The sequence below is a fragment of the Pseudomonas sp. UBA6323 genome, assembly GCF_002439135.1.
GTDB lineage: Bacteria > Pseudomonadota > Gammaproteobacteria > Pseudomonadales > Pseudomonadaceae > Aquipseudomonas.
This window is the reverse complement of record NZ_DJSX01000034.1, coordinates 47791-67290: the sequence shown is the minus strand read 5'-3', so window position 1 is coordinate 67290 and position 19500 is coordinate 47791. Positions and strand designations below refer to the sequence as shown.

Genomic DNA, 19500 nt, shown 5'->3' with positions numbered 1-19500 from the left:
TTTAACGATCTAGCGAGCTAGAGTCATGCAAGGCGAAAACAGACGAGGAGGCGGAGTGTACTGTCGTACATGAGCATTCCGAGTCTGTTTTCAACGCAGCAGGGCCGACGCGCAGCAGGTCGTAAACAGGTTCCGAGGCCGGTAAGTACCGGATGGGCTCATTATGCGGCGGTCAAGGTCAAGGGCAGTCAGGCGTGGGTAAAGCTTGGGTAAAGGCGATGTTGCTGAGCGTTTACGTAAGGGGCAAGCGATTACGGTGCGTAGTAATAGCCGCGACTTCGCAGAGCGAGAATGCGCGGGCGGCCGTCGGGGTGCGGGCCGAGTTTCTTGCGCAGATTGCTGACGTGCATATCCAGGCTGCGGTCATACAGAGTCAGTTTGCGGCCCAGGGCGAGCTGTGCCAGCGCCTGTTTGTCCACCGGCTCGCCCGGTTGGTGCAGCAGGGCCTCCAGCAGGCGGCTTTCGGAAAGCGTCAGCGGAACGTCATGCCCGCCGATGCTGACCACGCCGCGGTTGGGGCTGAAGCTGAGATCACCCAGTTCCAGTTGGCTGCTGGCCGGGGCGGGGGTGGTGCGCCGGAGTACCGCACGCAGGCGTGCGGTCAGCTCGCGAGGGTCGCACGGCTTGGCCAGGTAGTCATCGGCGCCCAGCTCCAGGCCGAGGATGCGATCCAGCGGTTCGCCGCGGGCGGAAAGCATCAGCACCGGCAACTCCGGATGCTCGCCACGTAATTGCTTGAGCAATTCCAGGCCGCTGCCGTCGGGCAGCATCACATCGAGCACCACGGCGTCAGGCGCCTGTAAAGCAAGGGCCTGGCGCGCACCGCCCGCTTCATGGCAGGCGGTGACCTGAAAGCCTTCCTGGGTCAGCCAGCTGGCGAGCAGCTCGCAGAGCTCCTGGTCGTCATCGATCAGCAGTAAACGGCTCATGGCTTCAGTTGATCCATTCGCGGCGAGTCTTGCGCGAGCCTCGCAGCAGGGCGCCGAACAAGATCGACACCAGGCTCAGGGCAGCGCCGAGGGCGAACCAGGTCTGATGCTCGCTGAGCAGGCGCGGCTGGGTCTGCGCCTGGGTTTCCTTGAGCTGCATGCGCAGGCGTTGGTTTTCCTGACGCAGGCGCTGCAGTTGCACGGCGCTGCTGGCTTGCTGCTCGTTGCGCAGTTGCTCGCTTTGGGCCAGGCGCTGCTCGAGCTCCCCGCTCTGCTCAGCGCTTGCGGCTGCCTGTTCTGGGGCAGGTTGCAGACTTTCTTCTTCTGCCTGCAGCGAGGCGCAGGTCAGCAACAGGGTGACCAGCAGGGACAGCGGGATCGTGCGCATCGCGATTCCTTGTATGCGAAAGCCGCGTGAATGGTGCTACGTCAGGGCAGCACTTTCTTGAAGGGTTTGACCACTACGCTGGCATACACCCCGGCTGCGCGGTACGGGTCGGCATCGGCCCAGTTCTGCGCGTCCTCGAGCGAGTCGAACTCGGCAACTACCAGGCTGCCGCTGAAGCCCGCCGGGCCCGGATCGTTACTATCGATGGCCGGGTGCGGGCCGGCCAGCAGCAGGCGACCTTCCTGCTTCAACTGCTCCAGACGGGCGAGGTGAGCGGGGCGGGTGGCCAGACGATTTTCCAGGGAATTTTCGACGTCGGTGGCGATGATGGCGTAGAGCATCTCAGTCCTTATTTAGGGTCGAAGCGGGGAGGGAGTGAAGTGTTCGCGCCATACGGCAACGGCGTTGGCACAGATGTGGGGCATAATAACAAACATCAATCTCAACGAAAGCGCCGCCATGATTGTCGATCTGCACTGCCACAGCACCGCCTCAGACGGCGCCCTTGCGCCCGCCGTACTGGTGGCCCGGGCGCACGAACGCGGCGTGCGGCTGCTGGCGCTGACCGACCATGACACCCTCGAAGGCCTCGATGAGGCGCGCCGCGCGGCGACCGCCCTGGACATGAAGCTGATCAATGGCATCGAACTGTCCTGCACCTGGGGCGGGGCGACCATCCATGTGCTGGGGTATGCCTTCGAGCGGGAAGCTCCCGCGCTGCGCGCTGCCATCGACGCTCTGCACCATGGGCGCTGGCAGCGTGCCGAGGAAATCGACCGACGCCTGGCTGCCAAGGGCATGCCGGGCGCACTTGAAGGCGCACGTGCTGTCCAACAGGAATTGGGCGACAGTGGCAACGCGCCGGCGCGTCCACATTTTGCCGAGTTTCTGGTGCGTGCCGGCCATGTGCGGGATCGCGCCGAGGCGTTTCGCAAATGGCTGGGCTCGGGCAAGTTGGGCGACGTCAAGCAGCATTGGCCTGCGCTGGAAGAAACCGTTGCCACCTTGCGTTCGGCCAGGGCCTGGATCAGCCTGGCGCATCCGTGGCAATACGACTTTACTCGCAGTAAGCGTCGACGCCTGGTAGCCGACTTCGCGGCAGCGGGTGGTCATGCCCTGGAAGTGGTCAATGGCATGCAGCCGGCCGAACAAGTCGGTGGCCTGGCGATTCTGGCGCGCGAGTTTGGCTTGATGGCCAGCGTCGGTAGCGATTTCCATGCGCCGGGCGACTGGTCGGAGTTGGGCATGTACCGCCCGTTGCCTGATGACCTGACTGCGCTCTGGGAGCGCTTCGAACATGCACAGCCATCCGCTGTCACTTCATGAGCAGGGAGCAAGCGTGAGTCAATTTTTCCAGGTTCACCCGGAAAACCCACAAGCACGCCTGATAAAACAGGCCGTGGAAATCATTCGAGGCGGCGGCGTGGTGGTCTATCCTACCGACTCGTCCTACGCCCTTGGCTGCGCCATTGGCGACAAGAACGCGGTCGAACGCATTCGCCGCCTGCGCCAGCTCGACGACAAGCACAATTTCACCCTGGTATGCCGCGACCTGTCGCAGATCGGCCTGTTCGCCAAGGTCGATACCACCGCCTTCCGCCTGTTGAAGAACCACACCCCTGGCCCCTACACCTTCATTCTCAACGCCACCCGCGAAGTGCCGCGCATGCTGCTGCATCCCAAGCGCCGCACCATTGGCATCCGCGTGCCCAGTCATCCCATCGCCCTGGCATTGCTGGAGCAACTGGGTGAGCCGCTGATGAGCGTCAGTCTGATCATGCCGGGCGAAGAGCTGCCGATGTCCGACCCTTACGAAATGCGCCAGATTCTCGAGCACCATGTCGAGCTGATCATCGACGGCGGTTTTGGCGGGCTGGAAGCGTCCACCGTGGTCAATCTCGCTGACGACAGCCCGGAAGTGCTGCGCGTCGGATGCGGCGACCCGACGCCGTTCGACGATCTCTGACGCCGGCTTTTCCGTTGTGGGCGCAGCTACCCTATACTCCGTGGTCTTGTCTGGATTTTGGATAGAACGGTTTGAGCCTTAACGACTCCGAACGTCGGGTGCTGTCAGGGATGCGTCCTAGCGGTCGTCTGCACCTCGGGCACTATCACGGCGTGCTGAAGAGCTGGGTCAGGTTGCAGCACGAGTACGACTGCTTCTTCTGCATCGTCGACTGGCATGCGCTGACCACCGAATACGCCGATGCCGGCCAGCTTTCCCAGCACGTCATGGACGTGGCCGTGGACTGGCTGGCCGCGGGCGTCAGCCCCAGCTCCGCGACACTGTTCGTGCAATCGCAAGTGCCGGAACACGCCGAGCTGCACCTGCTGCTGTCGATGATCTGCCCGCTCAGCTGGCTCGAGCGCGTGCCGTCCTACAAGGAACAGCAGGAGCGCCACAGCGGCAAGGACCTCTCCACCTACGGCTTTCTCGGCTATCCCCTGCTGCAGGCGGCGGACATCCTGCTGTATCGCGCCGGCCAGGTGCCGGTCGGGGCGGACCAGCTGCCGCACATCGAATTTGCCCGCGAAGTGGCGCGCCGCTTCAACCACCTGTATGGCAGCGAGCCGGATTTCGAACTCAAGGCCGAGGCCGCCATCGGCAAGCTGGGCAAGAAAGTCGGCAAGCTCTACAGCAACCTGCGCAAGGCCTACCAGGAGCAGGGCGATGCCCAGGCGCTGGAGACGGCGCGCGCCTTGCTCAAGGAGCAGACCAGCATCACTCTGGGCGATCAGGAGCGTCTGTACGGCTACCTCGAAGGTGGCGGCAAGGTGATTCTGAACGAGCCGCAGCCGCTGCTCACCGAGTTTTCCCGGGTGCCCGGCCTGGATGGGCAGAAGATGGCCAAGTCCAGCGGCAATGCGATATTTCTGCGCGACAGCGATGCCGAGATCGAGGAAAAGCTGCGGCGCATGCCCACCGACCCGGCGCGCGTGCACCGCGACGATCCGGGTGAGCCGCAGCGCTGCCCGGTCTGGTCGCTGCATCAGTTGTATTCCGACAACGAGCAATTGCACTGGGTCATCGACGGTTGCCGCAGCGCCTCGATTGGCTGCCTCGATTGCAAGAACGCGCTGTGCTCGGCGCTGCAGGCCGAACTGGCGCCGCTGCAGCAACGCGCCATGGATTACGAGGACAGCCCGGACCTGGTGCGCAGCATTCTTGCCGAAGGCGCCGAACGGGCGCGTGACGAGGCGCGCAACACCCTGGCCGAAGTGCGCATGGCCATGGGCCTGAACCATCGTTGAAGGAGCAGCGGCCGATGAGTGAAACCGCCACGCCAGCCGTGGACAGCCAGGCCGGCGCCCAGCAGGAGCTGCCGTTCGCCCTGGTCTACGGCGAGGCGGTCACCGAGTTGCCGCTGGATCTTTACATTCCCCCGGATGCCCTGGAAGTCTTCCTCGAAGCCTTCGAGGGGCCGCTGGATCTGCTGCTCTATCTGATTCGCAAGCAGAACATCGACATCCTCGATATTCCCGTGGCCGAGATCACCAAGCAGTACATGGGCTATGTCGAGCTGATGAAATCCGTGCGCCTGGAGCTGGCTGCGGAATACCTGGTCATGGCCGCCATGCTCGCCGAGATCAAGTCGCGCATGCTCCTGCCGCGCTCGGCCGAGGCCGAGGAAGAAGAGGACGACCCGCGCGCCGAGCTGATCCGCCGCCTGCAGGAGTACGAGCGTTTCAAGGCCGCTGCCGAAGGCATCGATGAACTGCCGCGCGTCGGCCGCGACGTGACCGTACCCAAGCTGGACGCTCCCGAGGCCCGGGCGCGCAAGCTGCTGCCGGACGTCAGCCTGGAAGAGGTGCTGCTGTCGATGGCCGAAGTGCTGCGCCGCGCCGACATGTTCGAAAGCCATCAGGTCACCCGCGAGGCATTGTCCACCCGCGAGCGTATGAGCGAAGTGCTGGAACGCCTCAAGGGCGGGGCGTTCGTGCCTTTCGTCGAGCTCTTCGCTGCCGAAGAGGGGCGGCTCGGCGTGGTGGTGACCTTCATGGCGGTGCTCGAATTGATCAAGGAATCTTTGGTGGAGCTGGTGCAGAATGAGCCGTTTGCCGCCATTCACGTCCGAGCCCGTGCCGAATGAACCTGAACGACCCCAAAGACCTGGCCCAGTTGCTCGAAGCCTTTCTGCTGGCCTCCGGCAAGGCGCAATCGCTCGAACGTCTTTTCGAGCTTTTCGAAGAGGGCGAGCGGCCCGAGCCGGCGCAGTTCAAGGCGGCGCTGGAGATCCTACGGCAAATCTGCGAGGGCCGCGCCTTCGAGCTGAAGGAAGTGGCCTCGGGCTATCGCCTGCAGATCCGCGAACGCTTCGCCCCCTGGGTCGGCCGGCTCTGGGAGGAACGCCCGCAGCGCTATTCCCGTGCATTGCTGGAAACCCTGGCGCTGATCGCCTACCGCCAGCCGATCACGCGCGGTGAGATCGAGGACGTGCGTGGTGTTGCGGTCAACAGCAACATCACCAAGACGTTGCTGGAGCGTGAGTGGATTCGTGTGGTGGGCTATCGTGACGTACCGGGTCGCCCGGCGATGTTCGCCACCACCAAGGGCTTTCTCGATCACTTCAACCTGAAGAGTCTCGACGAACTGCCGCCGCTCGCAGCGCTGCGCGAGCTCGAGCCAGAGCCCGAACTGGCGCTGGATGACGACGCCGAAGTGCCGGCAGGCTTGCAGGCGCGCGCTGACCTGGCCCTGCAGGAGGAAGGCGAGGCGGCCGAGCCGCGTGAAGAGACCAGCTTCCGCAGCCTGCTGGCCGAGCTCGAAGACATGGAGCAGGGTCTCAAGACCGACTTCGATGACCTGCGTCTGGCCGAGGAGAGCGAGGGCGAGCCAGTCGAAAGCGAACTGGATGGCGATCAGCCGTTGCATTGACAACGTTTAAGCCGGGTATCGAATCCTTCAATCACGCTCGCTTACCCAGACCTTTATTCTTGCCTGCATCCGACCCGTCCTGGTCTAGGAGACGCAATGAGCAAGAATCCCTGCATCAAGGTCTGTGAATTCGAAAAAGACATCTGCCTGGGCTGCGGCCGCAGCCGCCAGGAAATCAAGGGCTGGAAGCGCCTGGACAAGCACGAGCGCCTGGCTCTGTTGGCTCAGGCCGATATGCGCTTGCTGGCACTGGAGGCGACCGGGCGGCGCAGGGGGTAGCGGTTCAGCCGACCGCCTCGCGCTGATAGCGCCCTGGCGTAATGCCTTTCCAGCGCTTGAAGGCATGGATGAAGTTCGACAGTTCGCCATAACCCAGGCGCTCGGCGATTTCCTCCAGGCTCAGGCCTCCGGCAGCCAGCAGTTCTTCGGCCAGGGCCTGGCGCACATCGTCCTGCAAGGTGCGGAAGCGGGTGCCTTCTTCGATCAGGCGCCGCCGCAGGGTACGGCTGCTCAGGTGCAGGCGCTCTGCTATGCGCTCCATATCGGCAATCTGTCCTGGCGATTGCAGCAGCAACTCACGCACGCGCCCGGCCAGACCCTGGTGCCATTGATGACGCGCCAGCAATGCCTGGCATTGTTGCTCACAGGCCTTGACCAGTTCTGGATTGGCCCGCGGTAGCGGGTTGTCCAGCAACTCGGCGGCAAATCCCATTCGATTGCCCGCCGCGCCGAAGCGGGGCGTCTGGCCGAAGGCGGCGATGAAAGGCGAGAGATCGGCCGGCGCGGCCTGGCGCAGTTCCACGTCCAGCAATCGCAGCGTGCTGCCGAGCAGCTCGCGTACCACCACCAGGGCGCCGAGCATGTCGCGTTGTACGATGAAGTCATGCTGCGCCGGCGGGAGGGCGCTGTCATCAAAGTGCAGGCTGGCGACAGCGTCATCCACGCTCAGGCTGATGCGGGTGAACGCGTAGGTCAGGCCGTGATAGCGCAGGCCCAGCTCGGCGGCCTGGCGCACCGTGGCGCTGCTGAGAATGGCGTAGCCCCAGGCGCCATAGCTGGTCACGTGGTAGCGCCGACCGGCCTGCAGACCAAGGTCTTCGACTGCGGGCAGCGCGCCGATCAGGTTGCTGATCAGCCGTAACTCGCGCCGGGCTTCGACTTCGCCGTTCGGGCTGGCCAGTTGCACGGGGCTGAGCCCCGTCTCGCGCAGGCATCTGTCCAGGCTCAGGCCGAGATCGAGGCCTAGCTGGGTCAGTAGCTGAATGCTGGTGATGCTGCGTCGTGCGGGCCAGGGTGCTGACATAGATTGTCCGAAAATCACAATACCCTGGCCGACTATGCCATAACCGGGGCGTGTCGCGGCAAGTAGCATCTGCTCATCGGCATACACGGTCGGGGAGACCACAATGAATAACAACCCCCGTACGAACACGCCCTGGCGCGTACTGATCATCGGCAGCGGTTTTGCCGGTCTGGGCCTGGCCATGCAGTTGCGCAAGGCCGGTGACGACGACTTCCTGCTGTTGGAAAAATCTGCCGAAGTCGGCGGCACCTGGCGCGACAACAGCTACCCGGGCGCCGCCTGCGACGTGCCTTCGCACTTGTATTCGTTCTCCTTCGAGCCCAAGCACGACTGGTCGCGCAAGTTCGCGCCCCAGGCGGAAATCCACGCTTATATTCTGCAATGCGTGGAGAAACACCGGTTGCGCCCGCATATCCGCCTGAACAGCGAGGTGCTCGGCGCCGAATTCGATGCCGAGCGGTGCGTCTGGCGGGTCGAACTGGCGGGAGGCGAGGTGATCGAGGCGCAGGCGCTGGTCAGCGCCTGTGGCCAGCTCAATCGGCCGGCTTACCCGAAGCTGCCTGGCCTGGAGCACTTTCGCGGCGAGGCTTTTCACTCGGCGCGCTGGCGCCATGATCTCGACCTGACCGGCAAGCGCGTGGCGGTGATCGGGACCGGCGCATCGGCGATCCAGTTCGTACCGCAGATCCAGCCGAAGGTGGCCTGCCTGCACCTGTTCCAGCGCTCGGCCGCTTATGTGCTGGCCAAGCCTGATCGTCTCTACCGCGCCTGGGAGATCGCCTTGAAACAGCGTTTCCCTCTGTGGCAACGCGCCGACCGCCTGCTGCAATACCTGCATCACGAGGGCCGTGCGCTGGCGTTCATCCGCTTTCCCTGGCTGATGCGCCTGTTTCGCCACAGCTTCACTCGCCATCTGCGGCGACAACTGCCCGATGCCGGCAAGCGAGCGCGGTTGCAGCCGGACTATCCCATGGGCTGCAAGCGCATCCTGATCAGTAACGACTACTTCCCGGCGTTGGCGCAGGCCAATGTCGAGATCGTCGATTCGGCGATTCGTGAGGTGCGCGAGCATTCGCTGGTGACGGCCGATGGTCGTGAGCATCCCTGCGATGTGCTGATCTACGGCACCGGCTTCACCGCCACCGATTTCCTCGCGCCGATGCGTATTCGCGGCCTTGATGGTGTGGACCTGAACCAGGCCTGGAAGGACGGTGCCGAGGCTTACAAGGGTATTAGCGTCAGTGGCTTTCCCAACCTGTTCCTGCTCTATGGGCCGAACACCAACCTTGGCCACAACTCCATTCTCTATATGCTGGAGAGCCAGTACGCCTATGTGCTGGGCTGCCTGCGCGCGCTGCGCGAGCAGGGGCTGCGCTATCTCGATCTGCGCCCGGCGGTGCAACGCAACTACAACGCCGGCCTGCAACAGGCGACTCATCGAACGATATGGGCACAGGGCTGCGACAGCTGGTACAAGACCGCTACCGGCAAGCACACCAATAACTGGCCGGGTTTCACCTTCACCTATCGACTCATGACCCGCACTCCGGAGCTTGCCGACTATGACTGCGTCCGCTGATTTCAAAGCCCCGGCCGCTGAACAAATGCTGCTGCGTGGCCTGCTGCGCGGCTTTCTGCGCCTGTTCTTTCGCGGCCTGGTGCGGCCGCCGATGCCGGTGCGGGCGCAGCGCCGCATCTTGCGCGTGCTCACCGCCATCACCCTGACGCCGCGCGGGGTCAGCCGCAGCGCGGCGACCCTGGCCGGGCGGCCCTGCGAATGGCATCGGCCGCCTGCCAGCAGCGGCAGCGTGCTGCTCTATCTGCACGGCGGCGCCTTCATGATCGGCGGGCCGGATACCCATCGCGGTATCTGCGCCAACCTGGCCAAGCGCGGCGCTCTGGAGGTCTGTGCGCTGGACTATCGCCTGGCGCCGGAGCATCCCTATCCGGCGGCGCGCGATGATGTGGTGGCCGCTTACGAGGCGCTGCTGGAAGCGGGCTATGGGCCGCAGCAGATCGCCATTGGTGGCGATTCGGCTGGCGGCAACCTGAGCCTGGTCGGCTGCCTGCGCATCATCGAGCTCGGCCTGCCGGTGCCAGCAGCGCTGGTGTGCTTCTCGCCGGCCACCGATTTTACTGGTGAGCACATGCACGAGCCGCCCGCCGGCGATCCGTTGATTCACCCGCGCTGGATCGAACAAGCCGCCGAGCTCTACTGCCCGCCCGACCTACCCCACAATGACCCGGGCATGTCACCGCTGTTCGCCGATCTCAGCCGCTTGCCGCCGACGTTGATCCAGGTGGGCGAAGACGAGTTGCTGCTCAATGACAGCTTGCGTCTGGCCGAGCGCGCCAAGGCGGCCGGGGTGACTGTGCGCCTGGAGCGCTATCCGGCCTTGTGGCACGTATTCCAGGCGCATGTCGGCGTGCTGCGCGCTGCGGATTACGCCATCGCCCGTGTGGTGGGCTTTCTCCGTGAGCGAGGCGTGTGAGGGGGCAGGCCCTCCAGCGGGCCGCTCGCGGAGTTTAGAGCCGCTCGTTCGAGCCCTGTGGTTTACGCTGGCCAATTGCCGCTGGTCGCCGGCTTTGTCACAAAGGCTTTCCATCTGACGCCAAACCCTCGTTCAGCGACTACCCTTGAAAAGACGGTTTCCGCCTGGCGCTCTGCCGGGCAGTCGTCGATACGCTTGCAGTAGACACATCGAGCACCTGCTCGATTCTCGGGGCGGCACCAACTGGAACTCTCTAAAAAGCCGTTTTTAGAGATGCCCGACAGGGGTCGCGACACCGTCCGCAGGGCGGTCGCAATGGGAAAGCGGTTTATCCATCCATAGCCTGAGAGGGGGTCGTTTATGAGCACAGCCTTCCACGAAGACTCCAGCACTTTGGTGCTGCGTCGGATGAAAGAAGGGGGATTCGACTTCGCCCAGTTTCACCCGATCGAGTTCTACGCCATCTTCCCCGACGAAGAACGGGCCAGAATGGCCGCCAGAAACTTTCGCGGCGAGTCGCTCAACGCCCAGATATCCGCCCGCGAGGACGGCGTCTGGCACCTGCAGATCAGCAAAGTGATGTACGCCACCCATGCCGGTATCGGCGAATTCGAACATGACCTGGAGTCCATCGTCGTCCCGCTGGGCGGCAAGATGGACGGCTGGGGCGTCACGCAGGAGGTGAAAGCGTCAGCCATGCGCTAGGGTGAATGCAGCGGCATTTACCAGCACAGACCATCGGCCGGTTGTCCGGCCGATGGCTTCAACCCCAGCCTATCTCGACTCGCCACTTCTTCTCGCGCAGACTGCGCGGCGGAGGTGCTCATGGCTGATGTTCTGATCCTGACTCATATCGATTATTGCCCGCCAGCCCACCTGGCGCAGGTGCTGCAGGCGCGTGGCTGCAGCTTCGACGTGCTGCGCGTCGACCTGGGCGAATTGCACGGCTACGACCTGCAGCGGCCCAAGGCGGTCGCCGTGATGGGCGGACCGATGAGCGTAAACGACCCGCTGCCCTGGATTGCCGACGAGGTGACTGCGCTGCAGCGCTTGATCGCGCGCGACATTCCCATCATCGGCCACTGCCTGGGCGGCCAGTTGTTGGCCAGGGCGCTCGGCGCCAGCGTGCGCCGTATGCCCTACACCGAAGCCGGTTTCCAGCTCATGCAGCGTCGCTCAGAGTCAGCCGGCAGTCCCTGGCTGGCACATTTGCCCGAGTCGTTCAGCATCTTCCAGTGGCACGGTGACACCTTTGCCATGCCGGAAGGGGCGCAGCCTCTGCTGAGCAGCCGCTGGTGCGACAACCAGGCGTTCGCCTGGGGTGACAAGGTACTGGCGCTGCAGGGGCACCCGGAAATGACCGAGGCGCTGATCCAGCGCTGGCTCGACGACTGGGCGCACCTGCTCGATGCAAGCCAGCCCAGCCAGCAGAGCATTGATGAGATGCGCGAAAACCTGAGCGAGAAGGTCGGGGCGCTGAACCGTGTCGCAGAAGGTTTCTATACGCACTGGCTGAAGCTGGCCGGACTCTGAGAGGCGTAAAGCCGCACCGGCTGGCTTAGCTCCTGTACGGTCGGCGATTCCCTGTTCTGGTTTCTACGGTCCCCAGTAATCGAAGTAGTAGATATTGCCGGGTTTGATCTCGAGATCAACCGCTGCGCCGCAACGGATGGCGCGTATCCCCGGCTTTATTTCACCAGGTTCATGGGGGCGGTGCGGCCAGGGCGCGCCGTCTACAGAAAGTGTCCCGCAGTGACCACCGTTATCGTCTTCGATGACCAGGTAGGTCTTGCCGTCGACGGAGGGCTTGTAGCGCCCTCTGAGCTCATAGGTTGCCTCCGTGTCCCGGGCAGCAATGTTGATTAGCAGTGCCACCAGCGCCATGAACAGGGCGGCGCCGAGGGTGATCAGCAGATACTTGAGTGCTCGCATCATTACTGCGGTTTCATAGCTCTTCAGGGATCAACACTAGTAGATCGGTCACCCCGACATCCACACCCGCCTGGTTCAGTAGCGTAGTGGCCTGACCACGGTGGTGCGTCTGATGGTTGAACAGGTGCATCAGCAGGGCGAAGAAATTCTTTCTCGCTTCCACACCTTTCATATTGCGATAGCTCAGCGGCTGATCCAGTTGCTCATCGCGAATTTCCTGCGAAAAGGCTTCGAGACAGGCATCCAGTCGTTGGCGCACCACCAGAAGTTCTCGGATATTCGCTGCCATCGGCTGATCCAGTCGTTCTGGTTTGTTCAGCGTGTCGAGTGCCGCTAGCGCCTGGTAAACGGCCGGGTGCGCAGCGAATCGCCCTAGCCAGATCCGGTCGGTCACTACCAGATGATTGAGCGTGCCGAGTATCGAGTCGAAGAACGCGCAACGTTCGGCGCTCAGAGGTTCGTCGGACAGGCTGGAAGCCGCTGTGTAGAGCCGATCGTTCATCCAGCTGTTGTAGCGCGCCATAAGGCGGATATGCTCGATTCTCTGCATGGCTTCACCTGTTGCTCACGACTTATTGGTGACTATGGCGGCTGCGCCAATTTTCACTCAGCAAACCATAGAGCGCCGAATCCGATACTTGGCCGTCGATGATCCAGCGCTGGCGCAGCAGACCTTCCCGGCTGAATCCCAAGCGTTCGAGCGCGCGGCCGGAGGCGGCGTTGCTCGGGTCGATTTCCGCTTCGACGCGGTTGAGCTCCAGGGTTTCGAATCCGTGGCGCAGCAGCTCGCCGGCCGCCTCCTGAACGTACCCCTTGCCCCAGGCTGAAGATGCAATGCCAAAGCCGATTTCCGCGCGGCGTGACTCCGGGTGGTAGCTGAACAGCAGGCATTTGCCGATCAGCTCGGCGTTATTCCTGTCGACGATGGCCAGCGTCAGGCGCTGGCCTTCGTGCATGGCCTGCTGCTCCTCAAAGATGTATTTCCGTGCCACGGCCTCACAATCCCAGGGCAGCGTATTCCAGTACTGCATGACCTGCGGATCGGAAAAAATAGCGAACAGCGCCGGAGCTTCCGCCGCTTGCAGAGGGCGCAGTACGAGACGCGGTGTCGTCAGGGTAACGGAAAGATCGGGCATCGATTTCCTCGCGTCAGAAACGTTCGTCGGCAATCGCTGGCAGCACCAGCTCGCGTACGTAACTGGCCTCGGACAGATTCAGCAGCGTTCGCACCAGGGCGACCACATCGTGCAGCGGAATCAACTGGCCCTCACCATTTTGTGCCGCCTGCTCGACCGGCGTCTGCAAGCCATCCTGGGTATTGAGGTAGCCCAGTTGCAGGCAGGTGACGGCCAGGCGCTGATCGCGAAAGCCTTCGCGCAGGCTCTCGGCAATGCCTTTGAGGGCAAACTTGCTGGCACCGAAGGTGACTTCCGGGCGCCCACTTTGCGGCAGGGCCGAGGTGGAGCCGGTGAGGATCAGTTGCGGCTTGGCGCCGCCGAGCAGGCGCGGTAGCAGGCGTTTGAGCAGCAGCAAGGTCGCGCCGATATTGACGCTGACCATCTCAAGAATTTGCGCGTCGTCGTCCTGCAGAAAGCTGTAATCATCTTCGAACGCGCGAGCTTCCCAGATACCCAGGTTGTAGATGATCGCGTCCAGCTTTTGCGGTGCCTGGGTTTCGATGGCATCCACAGCTTGCAGCGGATCGCCCATATCCGCTTCGATCCACTGTATCTCCGGGGCCAGATCGGCCGGACGGCTACGGGAAATCCCGATCAGCTCATGGCTTTGTGCCAAACCCTCTACCAACGCACGGCCAAGACCTCGGCTCGCGCCGATCACCATGATGCGCATCCTGTGCCTCCTTGAATTCCTGCAGAGATCTTCCATGGCTCGGGCGAGGGCAATACTCGCCCGAGGGTGGAAAGGCTGGGACGTTAATGGGGAGCTGGCTGGCGGTCAAATGATGGTCTGCAGGCATCGTGTTTCAAGCGTTACAGATTGTCTCCATCGTCGATTCCAAGCCCTCGCCTGCACATGGCAGGGGAGGTTGCTGGCCGGTGGGGGCGACTATTGACCGTCCGGCTCCGACCATACGGCAAACTCGTTGCCACCCGGTTCGACGAAGTGAAAGCGTCTGCCGCCAGGGAAGGAAAAGATCGGTTTGACCGGCAGCCTCGACCTTGGCCAGGGTTTCTTCCAGCTTTGCGCTGTAGAACACGATCAATGCGCTGCCGCTGTCGCTGCGTGCAGACATTTCGGCGCTGAAGAAACCGCCATCCAGACCTTCGTCGGCGAAGGCCGCGTAATCGGGCCCGTAGTCGGTGAAGCGCCAGCCGAAAGCGGTCTGGAAGAAAGCCTTGGTGGCTGGCAGGTTACGGGAAGGATATTCGACGTAGTTGATCTTCTCGTGTGCAGGCATGCCGGACTCCTTGGCAATGAAAGTGTGGTTACTGGCGTGATTTGGCCAGATCGATGGCAGCTTGAATAGCTGCGCGTGCTTGCGGGCTGTTCTTCCAGCAGGTGGAGCCAAGTTGACCCGCTACGGCGGTGACGATATCGCCAACGCTCGCTTTGGCCAGCTCGTGCAGCGAGTCGATGCCAATCTGCTCGAGGCGCTGCACGACGGTCGGGCCTACGCCTTTAACCTTTAGAAGGGCTTGATGTTCTTCGGGTGGAAAGGGCATTGGATGCTTGCCAGGGGATTGAATTAAGAGGCGGGCTTTAGCCGTTGCAGTGAGCGAAGCGAACGGTTTGAGCCAGTTGTTATGAGCTCTGCGAAAGGGATAGGGGAGATTGCGAACAACTTCGCTCCTACAGGCGGCGGGGCGCGGAGAAGGCGCAGCGGCTAAGCCGCCGCGCCTTTTGTTTCAGCGGTTGAAGCGTTCAACCAGAGCGTACTGGCCATGTGCAGTGTTGGTCAGGGCTTCGCTGAGCTTGGCGGTGCTTTGCGCTTCGCCAGCGGTCTGGTCGGCCAGTTGCGCGATGGTGGTGATGTTCTGGTTGATCTCGTCGGCGACGGCGCTTTGCTCTTCCGCAGCAGCGGCGATCTGGTTGGCCATGTCGGCGATATTGGCGACCGAGTCGCTGATGCCGGACAGCGCCTGGTCGGCCTGGAGGACGCGTTCGACGCCTTCATCGGCCTGCTTGCGACCGATTTCCATGGTTAACACGGCTTCTTCGGCAGTGCGTTGCAGCTTGGCGATCAGGCCATGGATCTGTTCGGTGGATTCGGCGGTGCGCTGCGCCAGCGAGCGAACCTCGTCGGCCACCACGGCGAAGCCCCGGCCCATTTCGCCGGCACGCGCGGCTTCGATGGCGGCGTTGAGAGCGAGCAGGTTGGTCTGGTCGGCAATGCCCTTGATCACGTCGACCACGCCGCCGATTTCGTTGCTGTCCTGGGCCAGGCGGGTCACGGTTTCACCGGTATCGCCCACCGATTGCGAAAGGCGCTGGATGGCTTCGCGGGTTTCCGCGGCGATGGTGCGGCCTTCGTCGGTGAGGCGGTTGGCTTCCTGGGTGGCGATGGCCGTACGGGCAACGTTGCTGGCCACTTCCAGGGTGGTCGCAGCCATTTCGTTGACAGCGGTTGCGACCTGCTCGGTCTCCTGGCGCTGACGTTCGAGACCGTCGGAGCTGTTGTGCGCCAGCTTGTCGGCTTCACGCGCCTGCTGGGTCAGTTGTTCGGCAGTGTCCTGCAGGCGGGTGAGGCAGGTTTTCAGCCGTGCATCCTGGCTGAGCATGGCCATTTCCAGGCGCGCTTCGGCGCCGCGGCTGTCGGTGTACATCTGCGCGATCAGCGGGTCGGAGGTGGTTTGCTCGGCGATGCGCAGCAGGCGCTTGATGCCTCGGGTCTGCCAGGCGATGCCGGCCAGGCCCAGCGGTACGGAGAGCAGGGCGGCGAGGATGAAGCCCCAGTTGCTGCCCATCCAGTGACCGATCAGGAAGCCGATCTGGCTGACCAGGATGAAGGGCATCCAGGCCTGAACCACAGGCAGCCATTGGTTGCTGGCTGGGATGGCTGATTTGCCGGCATTGATACGGCTGTACAGAGCCTCGGCACGGCGTACCTGTTCGGCCGTGGGTTTGACGCGGACGGATTCGTACCCGACGACCTGGTTGTTCTCGGTCATCGGTGTGACGTAGGCGTTGACCCAGTAATGATCACCGCTTTTGCAGCGGTTCTTGACGATACCCATCCACGGGCGCCCGCTTTTTAGGGTCGTCCACATGTGGTCGAACACAGCCGACGGCACGTCCGGGTGGCGCACGATATTGTGCGGCGCACGCGTCAGCTCTTCGCGGCTGAAACCACTGATTTCGACAAAGGCGTCGTTGCAGTAGGTGATCTGTCCCTTGAGGTCGGTAGTGGATATCAGGCGTTGTTGTGCAGGAAAGGTACGCTCACGCTGAGTGACCGGCTGGTTGTTACGCATGGCAGGTGTCCGTCGTTGTAATGCCCTTGTCATCGGCCGACGAGCGGCGAAGTTGAGGGCTGAGTCCGTTTGCGCGAGTGTAAACGCTTTTTGAATGGCGTCACATTTTTGTCACGACGTTGGCCGTCCCTGGCCCGACGGGGAAAAAGCGCCCTACCGGTGGAGCGGCAGGGCAGGTCCATCAGTTGGCGATCATCTGCCGGAGCACGTAGTGCAGGATGCCGCCGGCCTTGAAGTACTCGACTTCGTTGAGGGTGTCGATGCGGCACAGCACCTCGACTTCCTCGTGCTGGCCGTCTTCGCGGGTGATGATCAGCGTCAGCGGCATCTGCGGGCGCAGCTCCACGCCCTCCAGCCCTTCGATGGCCAGCACTTCCTTACCGGTCAGTTTCAGGCTGTTGCGGTCGGTACCTGGATTGAACTGCAGCGGCAGCACACCCATGCCTACCAGGTTGGAGCGGTGGATGCGCTCGAAGCTTTCCGCGATAACTGCCTTGACGCCCAGCAGGTTGGTGCCCTTGGCCGCCCAGTCGCGGCTGGAGCCGGTGCCGTACTCCTTGCCGGCGATGATCACCAGCGGCGTGCCTTCGGCCTGGTAGCGCATGGCGGCGTCATAGATTGCCAGCTTCTCGCCGCTCGGCACGTGCAGGGTGTTGCCGCCTTCCTCGCCGCCGAGCATCTCGTTGCGGATGCGGATGTTGGCGAAGGTGCCGCGCATCATCACTTCATGGTTGCCGCGGCGTGAGCCGTAGGAGTTGAAGTCGGCGTTGTCCACGCCGTTGTCACGCAGGTAGCGCCCGGCCGGGCTGTCGGCCTTGATGTTGCCGGCTGGCGAGATATGGTCCGTGGTCACCGAGTCGCCGAGCAGGGCGAGGACGCGTGCCTGGCGAATATCGGTGATGCGTGGCGGGTCGCCGGCGATGTTCTCGAAGAACGGCGGATGCTGGATATAGGTGGAGTCGCCTTGCCAGGCATAGGTGTCGGCCTTGGGTACGGCGATGGCCTGCCACTTCTCGTCGCCGGCGAAAACCTCGGCGTATTCCTTGCGGAACATGGCAGTGTCGACCTGGGCGATGGCCTGGGCGATCTCGCTTTGGGTCGGCCAGATGTCTTTTAGGTAGACCGGCTGGCCATCCTTGCCGGTGCCGAGGGCGTCGCGAGTCAGGTCGATGCGCACGCTGCCGGCCAGCGCATAGGCCACTACCAGGGGCGGCGAGGCGAGCCAGTTGGTTTTCACCAGCGGGTGTACGCGGCCCTCGAAGTTGCGGTTACCGGAGAGCACCGAGGCGACGGTCAGGTCGGCCTGGGTGATGGCTTTCTCGATGGGCTCGCGCAGCGGCCCGGAGTTGCCGATGCAGGTGGTGCAGCCGTAGCCCACCAGGTCGAAGCCAAGTGTCTCCAGGAAGGGCGTCAGGCCGGCGGCGTCGAAGTACTCGGTGACCACCTTGGAGCCGGGCGCCAGCGAGCTCTTGACCCATGGCTGACGCTGCAAGCCTTTCTCCACGGCCTTCTTGGCCAGCAGGCCGGCGGCCATCATCACGCTGGGGTTGGAGGTGTTGGTGCAGGAAGTGATGGCGGCGATCACCACGGCACCATCTTTCAGGCGATGGGTGCGACCTTCATCGTCATAGTCGATTTCGCCGCTCTGCTTGTCGCCGCCAACAGCGGTACCACCGCCGCCTTCGCTGAGCATACGGCCTTCTTCCTTGGCGCTCGGCTTGAGCTGCAGGCCGACGAAGTCGTCGAAGGCCTGGCTGACCTGGCTCAGCGAGACGCGGTCCTGCGGGCGCTTCGGTCCGGCCAGACTGGCTTCTACGCTGCCCATGTCCAGGCTCAGGCTGTCGGTGAACAGCGGCTCGGCGCCTGGCTCGCGCCACAGACCCTGGGCCTTGCTGTAGGCCTCGACCAGTTGCACGGTGGCATCCGGTCGGCCGGACAGGCGCAGGTAGCCCAAAGTGATCTCGTCCACCGGGAAGAAGCCGCAGGTGGCGCCGTACTCGGGGGCCATATTGGCGATGGTGGCGCGGTCGGCCAACGGCAGGTCGGCAAGGCCGTCGCCATAGAACTCGACGAATTTGCCCACCACGCCCTTTTTGCGCAGCATCTGGGTTACCGTCAGCACCAGGTCGGTGGCGGTGATGCCTTCCTTGAGCTTGCCGCTGAGCTTGAAGCCGATCACTTCGGGAATCAGCATCGACACCGGCTGGCCGAGCATGGCCGCTTCCGCCTCGATGCCGCCGACGCCCCAGCCGAGCACGCCGAGGCCGTTGATCATGGTGGTGTGCGAGTCGGTGCCGACCAGGGTGTCGGGGAAGGCGAGGGTGGCGCCGTCTTCTTCCTTGGTCCATACGGTGCGCGCCAGGTACTCGAGGTTGACCTGGTGGCAGATGCCGGTGCCCGGTGGCACCACGCTGAAGTTGTCGAAGGCGTGCTGGCCCCAGCGCAGGAAGGCGTAGCGCTCGCCGTTGCGCTGCATTTCCAGCTCGACGTTGTCGTGGAAGGCGCTGGAGGAGGCGTAGCGGTCGACCATCACCGAGTGGTCGATGACCAGATCCACCGGCGACAGCGGGTTGATCCGCTGCGGATCGCCACCGGCCTTGGCCATGGCGTCGCGCATGGCGGCAAGATCGACAACGGCCGGCACGCCGGTGAAGTCCTGCATCAGCACGCGCGCCGGGCGGTACTGGATCTCGCGGTCGGAGGCGCGCTTGTCGAGCCAGTCGACCATGGCCTGCAGGTCCTGCGGCTGCACGGTCTTGCCGTCTTCGTTGCGCAGCAGGTTTTCCAGCAGCACCTTGAGCGACTTGGGCAGGCGGTCGATGTTGCCGAGGCGCTGGGCGGCTTCGGGCAGGCTGAAGTAGTGGTAGGTGGCGCCGCCGATCTTCAGTTCGCGGCGGCAGTTCAGGCTATCGAGGGAGGGCATTGCACATCTCCTTGGGCCCGCACGGTTCGGGCTGTGTCTGATGGCGGCAGACCTTCAAGCTAGTTCGGCTTGGGCGGTCTGGCTAGCGCATATCCTTTATCGGTTGCTATGCGCTGCCTGTGTTGGATGACCGGATCTCATCGAGATGCGATGGCCAGCGGCTCCGTATCTGTGGGCAGCACATATGTAGCTGGACAGGTTTAGCGGCTCTGGGTTCCGGTCTC

At 63.3% G+C, this 19500-nt stretch carries 21 protein-coding genes and 1 pseudogene; 10 read left to right on the top strand and 12 right to left on the bottom strand.

Going from position 1 to position 19500, the window contains the following annotated elements; all coding sequences use genetic code 11:
• Nucleotides 1-251: 251 nt before the first annotated feature.
• The 3 genes from B3P22_RS07035 to B3P22_RS07025 are packed head-to-tail and all read right to left on the bottom strand — an operon-like array spanning nucleotide 252 to nucleotide 1658.
• A complete protein-coding gene (locus tag B3P22_RS07035) occupies nucleotides 252-929 on the bottom strand; it encodes a response regulator transcription factor (protein ID WP_296270481.1) in 678 nt (225 codons plus the stop codon).
• 4 nt (nucleotides 930-933) lie between these two features.
• Nucleotides 934-1317 carry a translation initiation factor 2 (IF-2, GTPase) gene (locus B3P22_RS07030; protein WP_296270480.1) on the bottom strand — a complete coding sequence of 128 codons (384 nt, stop codon included), beginning with the start codon at nucleotides 1315-1317 and terminating at the stop codon, nucleotides 934-936.
• 41 nt (nucleotides 1318-1358) lie between these two features.
• On the bottom strand, nucleotides 1359-1658 hold the full coding sequence (locus B3P22_RS07025) for a YciI family protein (RefSeq protein ID WP_197856593.1): 300 nt from the start codon (nucleotides 1656-1658) through the stop codon (nucleotides 1359-1361).
• 118 nt (nucleotides 1659-1776) lie between these two features.
• Between B3P22_RS07025 and B3P22_RS07020 the strand changes: the two genes are divergently transcribed.
• The 6 genes and pseudogenes from B3P22_RS07020 to B3P22_RS06995 all read left to right on the top strand — a co-directional run bounded on the left by B3P22_RS07020 (nucleotide 1777) and on the right by B3P22_RS06995 (nucleotide 6472).
• Entirely contained in the window at nucleotides 1777-2643 is an 867-nt protein-coding gene (locus B3P22_RS07020) for a PHP domain-containing protein (RefSeq protein WP_197856592.1), read from the top strand.
• A 13-nt stretch (nucleotides 2644-2656) separates the two neighbouring features.
• Nucleotides 2657-3283, top strand: a complete 627-nt coding sequence (locus tag B3P22_RS07015) for an L-threonylcarbamoyladenylate synthase (protein ID WP_197856591.1) — start codon at nucleotides 2657-2659, stop codon at nucleotides 3281-3283.
• A 71-nt stretch (nucleotides 3284-3354) separates the two neighbouring features.
• A complete protein-coding gene (locus tag B3P22_RS07010; RefSeq protein ID WP_296270479.1) occupies nucleotides 3355-4569 on the top strand; it encodes a tryptophan--tRNA ligase in 1215 nt (404 codons plus the stop codon).
• Nucleotides 4570-4709: 140 nt separating this feature from the next.
• Nucleotides 4710-5408 (top strand): segregation and condensation protein A, encoded by a 699-nt coding sequence (locus B3P22_RS07005; protein ID WP_275546199.1) that lies wholly within the window; start codon nucleotides 4710-4712, stop codon nucleotides 5406-5408.
• Nucleotides 5405-6181: pseudogene (scpB, locus tag B3P22_RS07000) on the top strand (SMC-Scp complex subunit ScpB); the annotation flags it as partial. The gene B3P22_RS07005 and the pseudogene scpB, both read left to right, overlap by 4 nt.
• A gap of 108 nt (nucleotides 6182-6289) precedes the next feature.
• Nucleotides 6290-6472 carry a DUF1289 domain-containing protein gene (locus tag B3P22_RS06995; protein WP_296270477.1) on the top strand — a complete coding sequence of 61 codons (183 nt, stop codon included), beginning with the start codon at nucleotides 6290-6292 and terminating at the stop codon, nucleotides 6470-6472.
• A gap of 4 nt (nucleotides 6473-6476) precedes the next feature.
• On the opposite strand, the gene B3P22_RS06990 is transcribed toward B3P22_RS06995, so the two are convergent.
• Entirely contained in the window at nucleotides 6477-7496 is a 1020-nt protein-coding gene (locus B3P22_RS06990; protein WP_296270476.1) for an AraC family transcriptional regulator, read from the bottom strand.
• A gap of 103 nt (nucleotides 7497-7599) precedes the next feature.
• Here B3P22_RS06990 and B3P22_RS06985 point away from each other — a divergent pair, with 103 nt between their 5' ends.
• From B3P22_RS06985 to B3P22_RS06970, 4 genes are all read left to right on the top strand, one after another.
• Entirely contained in the window at nucleotides 7600-9075 is a 1476-nt protein-coding gene (locus B3P22_RS06985) for a flavin-containing monooxygenase (protein WP_296270475.1), read from the top strand.
• Nucleotides 9059-9988, top strand: coding sequence for an alpha/beta hydrolase (locus B3P22_RS06980; protein ID WP_296270474.1), 930 nt, complete (start codon nucleotides 9059-9061; stop codon nucleotides 9986-9988). The genes B3P22_RS06985 and B3P22_RS06980 overlap by 17 nt, the downstream gene beginning before the upstream one ends.
• A 360-nt stretch (nucleotides 9989-10348) precedes the next feature.
• On the top strand, nucleotides 10349-10693 hold the full coding sequence (locus B3P22_RS06975; protein WP_275546120.1) for a ribonuclease E inhibitor RraB: 345 nt from the start codon (nucleotides 10349-10351) through the stop codon (nucleotides 10691-10693).
• A gap of 120 nt (nucleotides 10694-10813) precedes the next feature.
• Nucleotides 10814-11521, top strand: coding sequence for a type 1 glutamine amidotransferase (locus B3P22_RS06970; RefSeq protein WP_296270473.1), 708 nt, complete (start codon nucleotides 10814-10816; stop codon nucleotides 11519-11521).
• A 63-nt stretch (nucleotides 11522-11584) separates the two neighbouring features.
• Here B3P22_RS06970 and B3P22_RS06965 read toward each other — a convergent pair whose 3' ends face one another.
• From B3P22_RS06965 to acnA, 8 genes are all read right to left on the bottom strand, one after another.
• Nucleotides 11585-11923, bottom strand: coding sequence for a hypothetical protein (locus B3P22_RS06965; RefSeq protein WP_296270472.1), 339 nt, complete (start codon nucleotides 11921-11923; stop codon nucleotides 11585-11587).
• Nucleotides 11924-11933: 10 nt separating this feature from the next.
• On the bottom strand, nucleotides 11934-12470 hold the full coding sequence (locus B3P22_RS06960; RefSeq protein ID WP_296270471.1) for a DinB family protein: 537 nt from the start codon (nucleotides 12468-12470) through the stop codon (nucleotides 11934-11936).
• 22 nt (nucleotides 12471-12492) lie between these two features.
• Complete coding sequence (locus B3P22_RS06955) at nucleotides 12493-13056, bottom strand: GNAT family N-acetyltransferase (protein WP_296270470.1); 564 nt, start codon at nucleotides 13054-13056, stop codon at nucleotides 12493-12495.
• Between the two features lie 13 nt (nucleotides 13057-13069).
• A complete protein-coding gene (locus B3P22_RS06950) occupies nucleotides 13070-13771 on the bottom strand; it encodes an SDR family oxidoreductase (RefSeq protein WP_296270469.1) in 702 nt (233 codons plus the stop codon).
• Between the two features lie 133 nt (nucleotides 13772-13904).
• Nucleotides 13905-14339 (bottom strand): VOC family protein, encoded by a 435-nt coding sequence (locus B3P22_RS06945; protein ID WP_296270468.1) that lies wholly within the window; start codon nucleotides 14337-14339, stop codon nucleotides 13905-13907.
• Nucleotides 14340-14367: 28 nt separating this feature from the next.
• Nucleotides 14368-14604, bottom strand: coding sequence for a helix-hairpin-helix domain-containing protein (locus B3P22_RS06940; protein ID WP_296270467.1), 237 nt, complete (start codon nucleotides 14602-14604; stop codon nucleotides 14368-14370).
• Nucleotides 14605-14787: 183 nt separating this feature from the next.
• Nucleotides 14788-16353, bottom strand: coding sequence for a PAS domain-containing methyl-accepting chemotaxis protein (locus tag B3P22_RS06935; protein ID WP_296270466.1), 1566 nt, complete (start codon nucleotides 16351-16353; stop codon nucleotides 14788-14790).
• Nucleotides 16354-16534: 181 nt separating this feature from the next.
• Nucleotides 16535-19276 (bottom strand): aconitate hydratase AcnA, encoded by a 2742-nt coding sequence (acnA, locus tag B3P22_RS06930; RefSeq protein WP_296270465.1) that lies wholly within the window; start codon nucleotides 19274-19276, stop codon nucleotides 16535-16537.
• Nucleotides 19277-19500 lie beyond the last annotated feature (224 nt).

Coding starts and splice junctions, on each gene's coding strand:
- B3P22_RS07025 (WP_197856593.1), bottom strand. CDS start 1,658: ATGCTCTACGCCATCATCGCCACCGACGTCGAAAATTCCCTGGAAAAT.
- B3P22_RS06950 (WP_296270469.1), bottom strand. CDS start 13,771: ATGCGCATCATGGTGATCGGCGCGAGCCGAGGTCTTGGCCGTGCGTTG.
- B3P22_RS06955 (WP_296270470.1), bottom strand. CDS start 13,056: ATGCCCGATCTTTCCGTTACCCTGACGACACCGCGTCTCGTACTGCGC.
- B3P22_RS06935 (WP_296270466.1), bottom strand. CDS start 16,353: ATGCGTAACAACCAGCCGGTCACTCAGCGTGAGCGTACCTTTCCTGCA.
- B3P22_RS06940 (WP_296270467.1), bottom strand. CDS start 14,604: ATGCCCTTTCCACCCGAAGAACATCAAGCCCTTCTAAAGGTTAAAGGC.
- B3P22_RS06960 (WP_296270471.1), bottom strand. CDS start 12,470: ATGCAGAGAATCGAGCATATCCGCCTTATGGCGCGCTACAACAGCTGG.
- B3P22_RS06970 (WP_296270473.1), top strand. CDS start 10,814: ATGGCTGATGTTCTGATCCTGACTCATATCGATTATTGCCCGCCAGCC.
- B3P22_RS06975 (WP_275546120.1), top strand. CDS start 10,349: ATGAGCACAGCCTTCCACGAAGACTCCAGCACTTTGGTGCTGCGTCGG.
- B3P22_RS06945 (WP_296270468.1), bottom strand. CDS start 14,339: ATGCCTGCACACGAGAAGATCAACTACGTCGAATATCCTTCCCGTAAC.
- acnA (WP_296270465.1), bottom strand. CDS start 19,276: ATGCCCTCCCTCGATAGCCTGAACTGCCGCCGCGAACTGAAGATCGGC.
- B3P22_RS07030 (WP_296270480.1), bottom strand. CDS start 1,317: ATGCGCACGATCCCGCTGTCCCTGCTGGTCACCCTGTTGCTGACCTGC.
- B3P22_RS06980 (WP_296270474.1), top strand. CDS start 9,059: ATGACTGCGTCCGCTGATTTCAAAGCCCCGGCCGCTGAACAAATGCTG.
- B3P22_RS06995 (WP_296270477.1), top strand. CDS start 6,290: ATGAGCAAGAATCCCTGCATCAAGGTCTGTGAATTCGAAAAAGACATC.
- B3P22_RS07020 (WP_197856592.1), top strand. CDS start 1,777: ATGATTGTCGATCTGCACTGCCACAGCACCGCCTCAGACGGCGCCCTT.
- B3P22_RS06965 (WP_296270472.1), bottom strand. CDS start 11,923: ATGATGCGAGCACTCAAGTATCTGCTGATCACCCTCGGCGCCGCCCTG.
- B3P22_RS07035 (WP_296270481.1), bottom strand. CDS start 929: ATGAGCCGTTTACTGCTGATCGATGACGACCAGGAGCTCTGCGAGCTG.
- B3P22_RS06990 (WP_296270476.1), bottom strand. CDS start 7,496: ATGTCAGCACCCTGGCCCGCACGACGCAGCATCACCAGCATTCAGCTA.
- B3P22_RS06985 (WP_296270475.1), top strand. CDS start 7,600: ATGAATAACAACCCCCGTACGAACACGCCCTGGCGCGTACTGATCATC.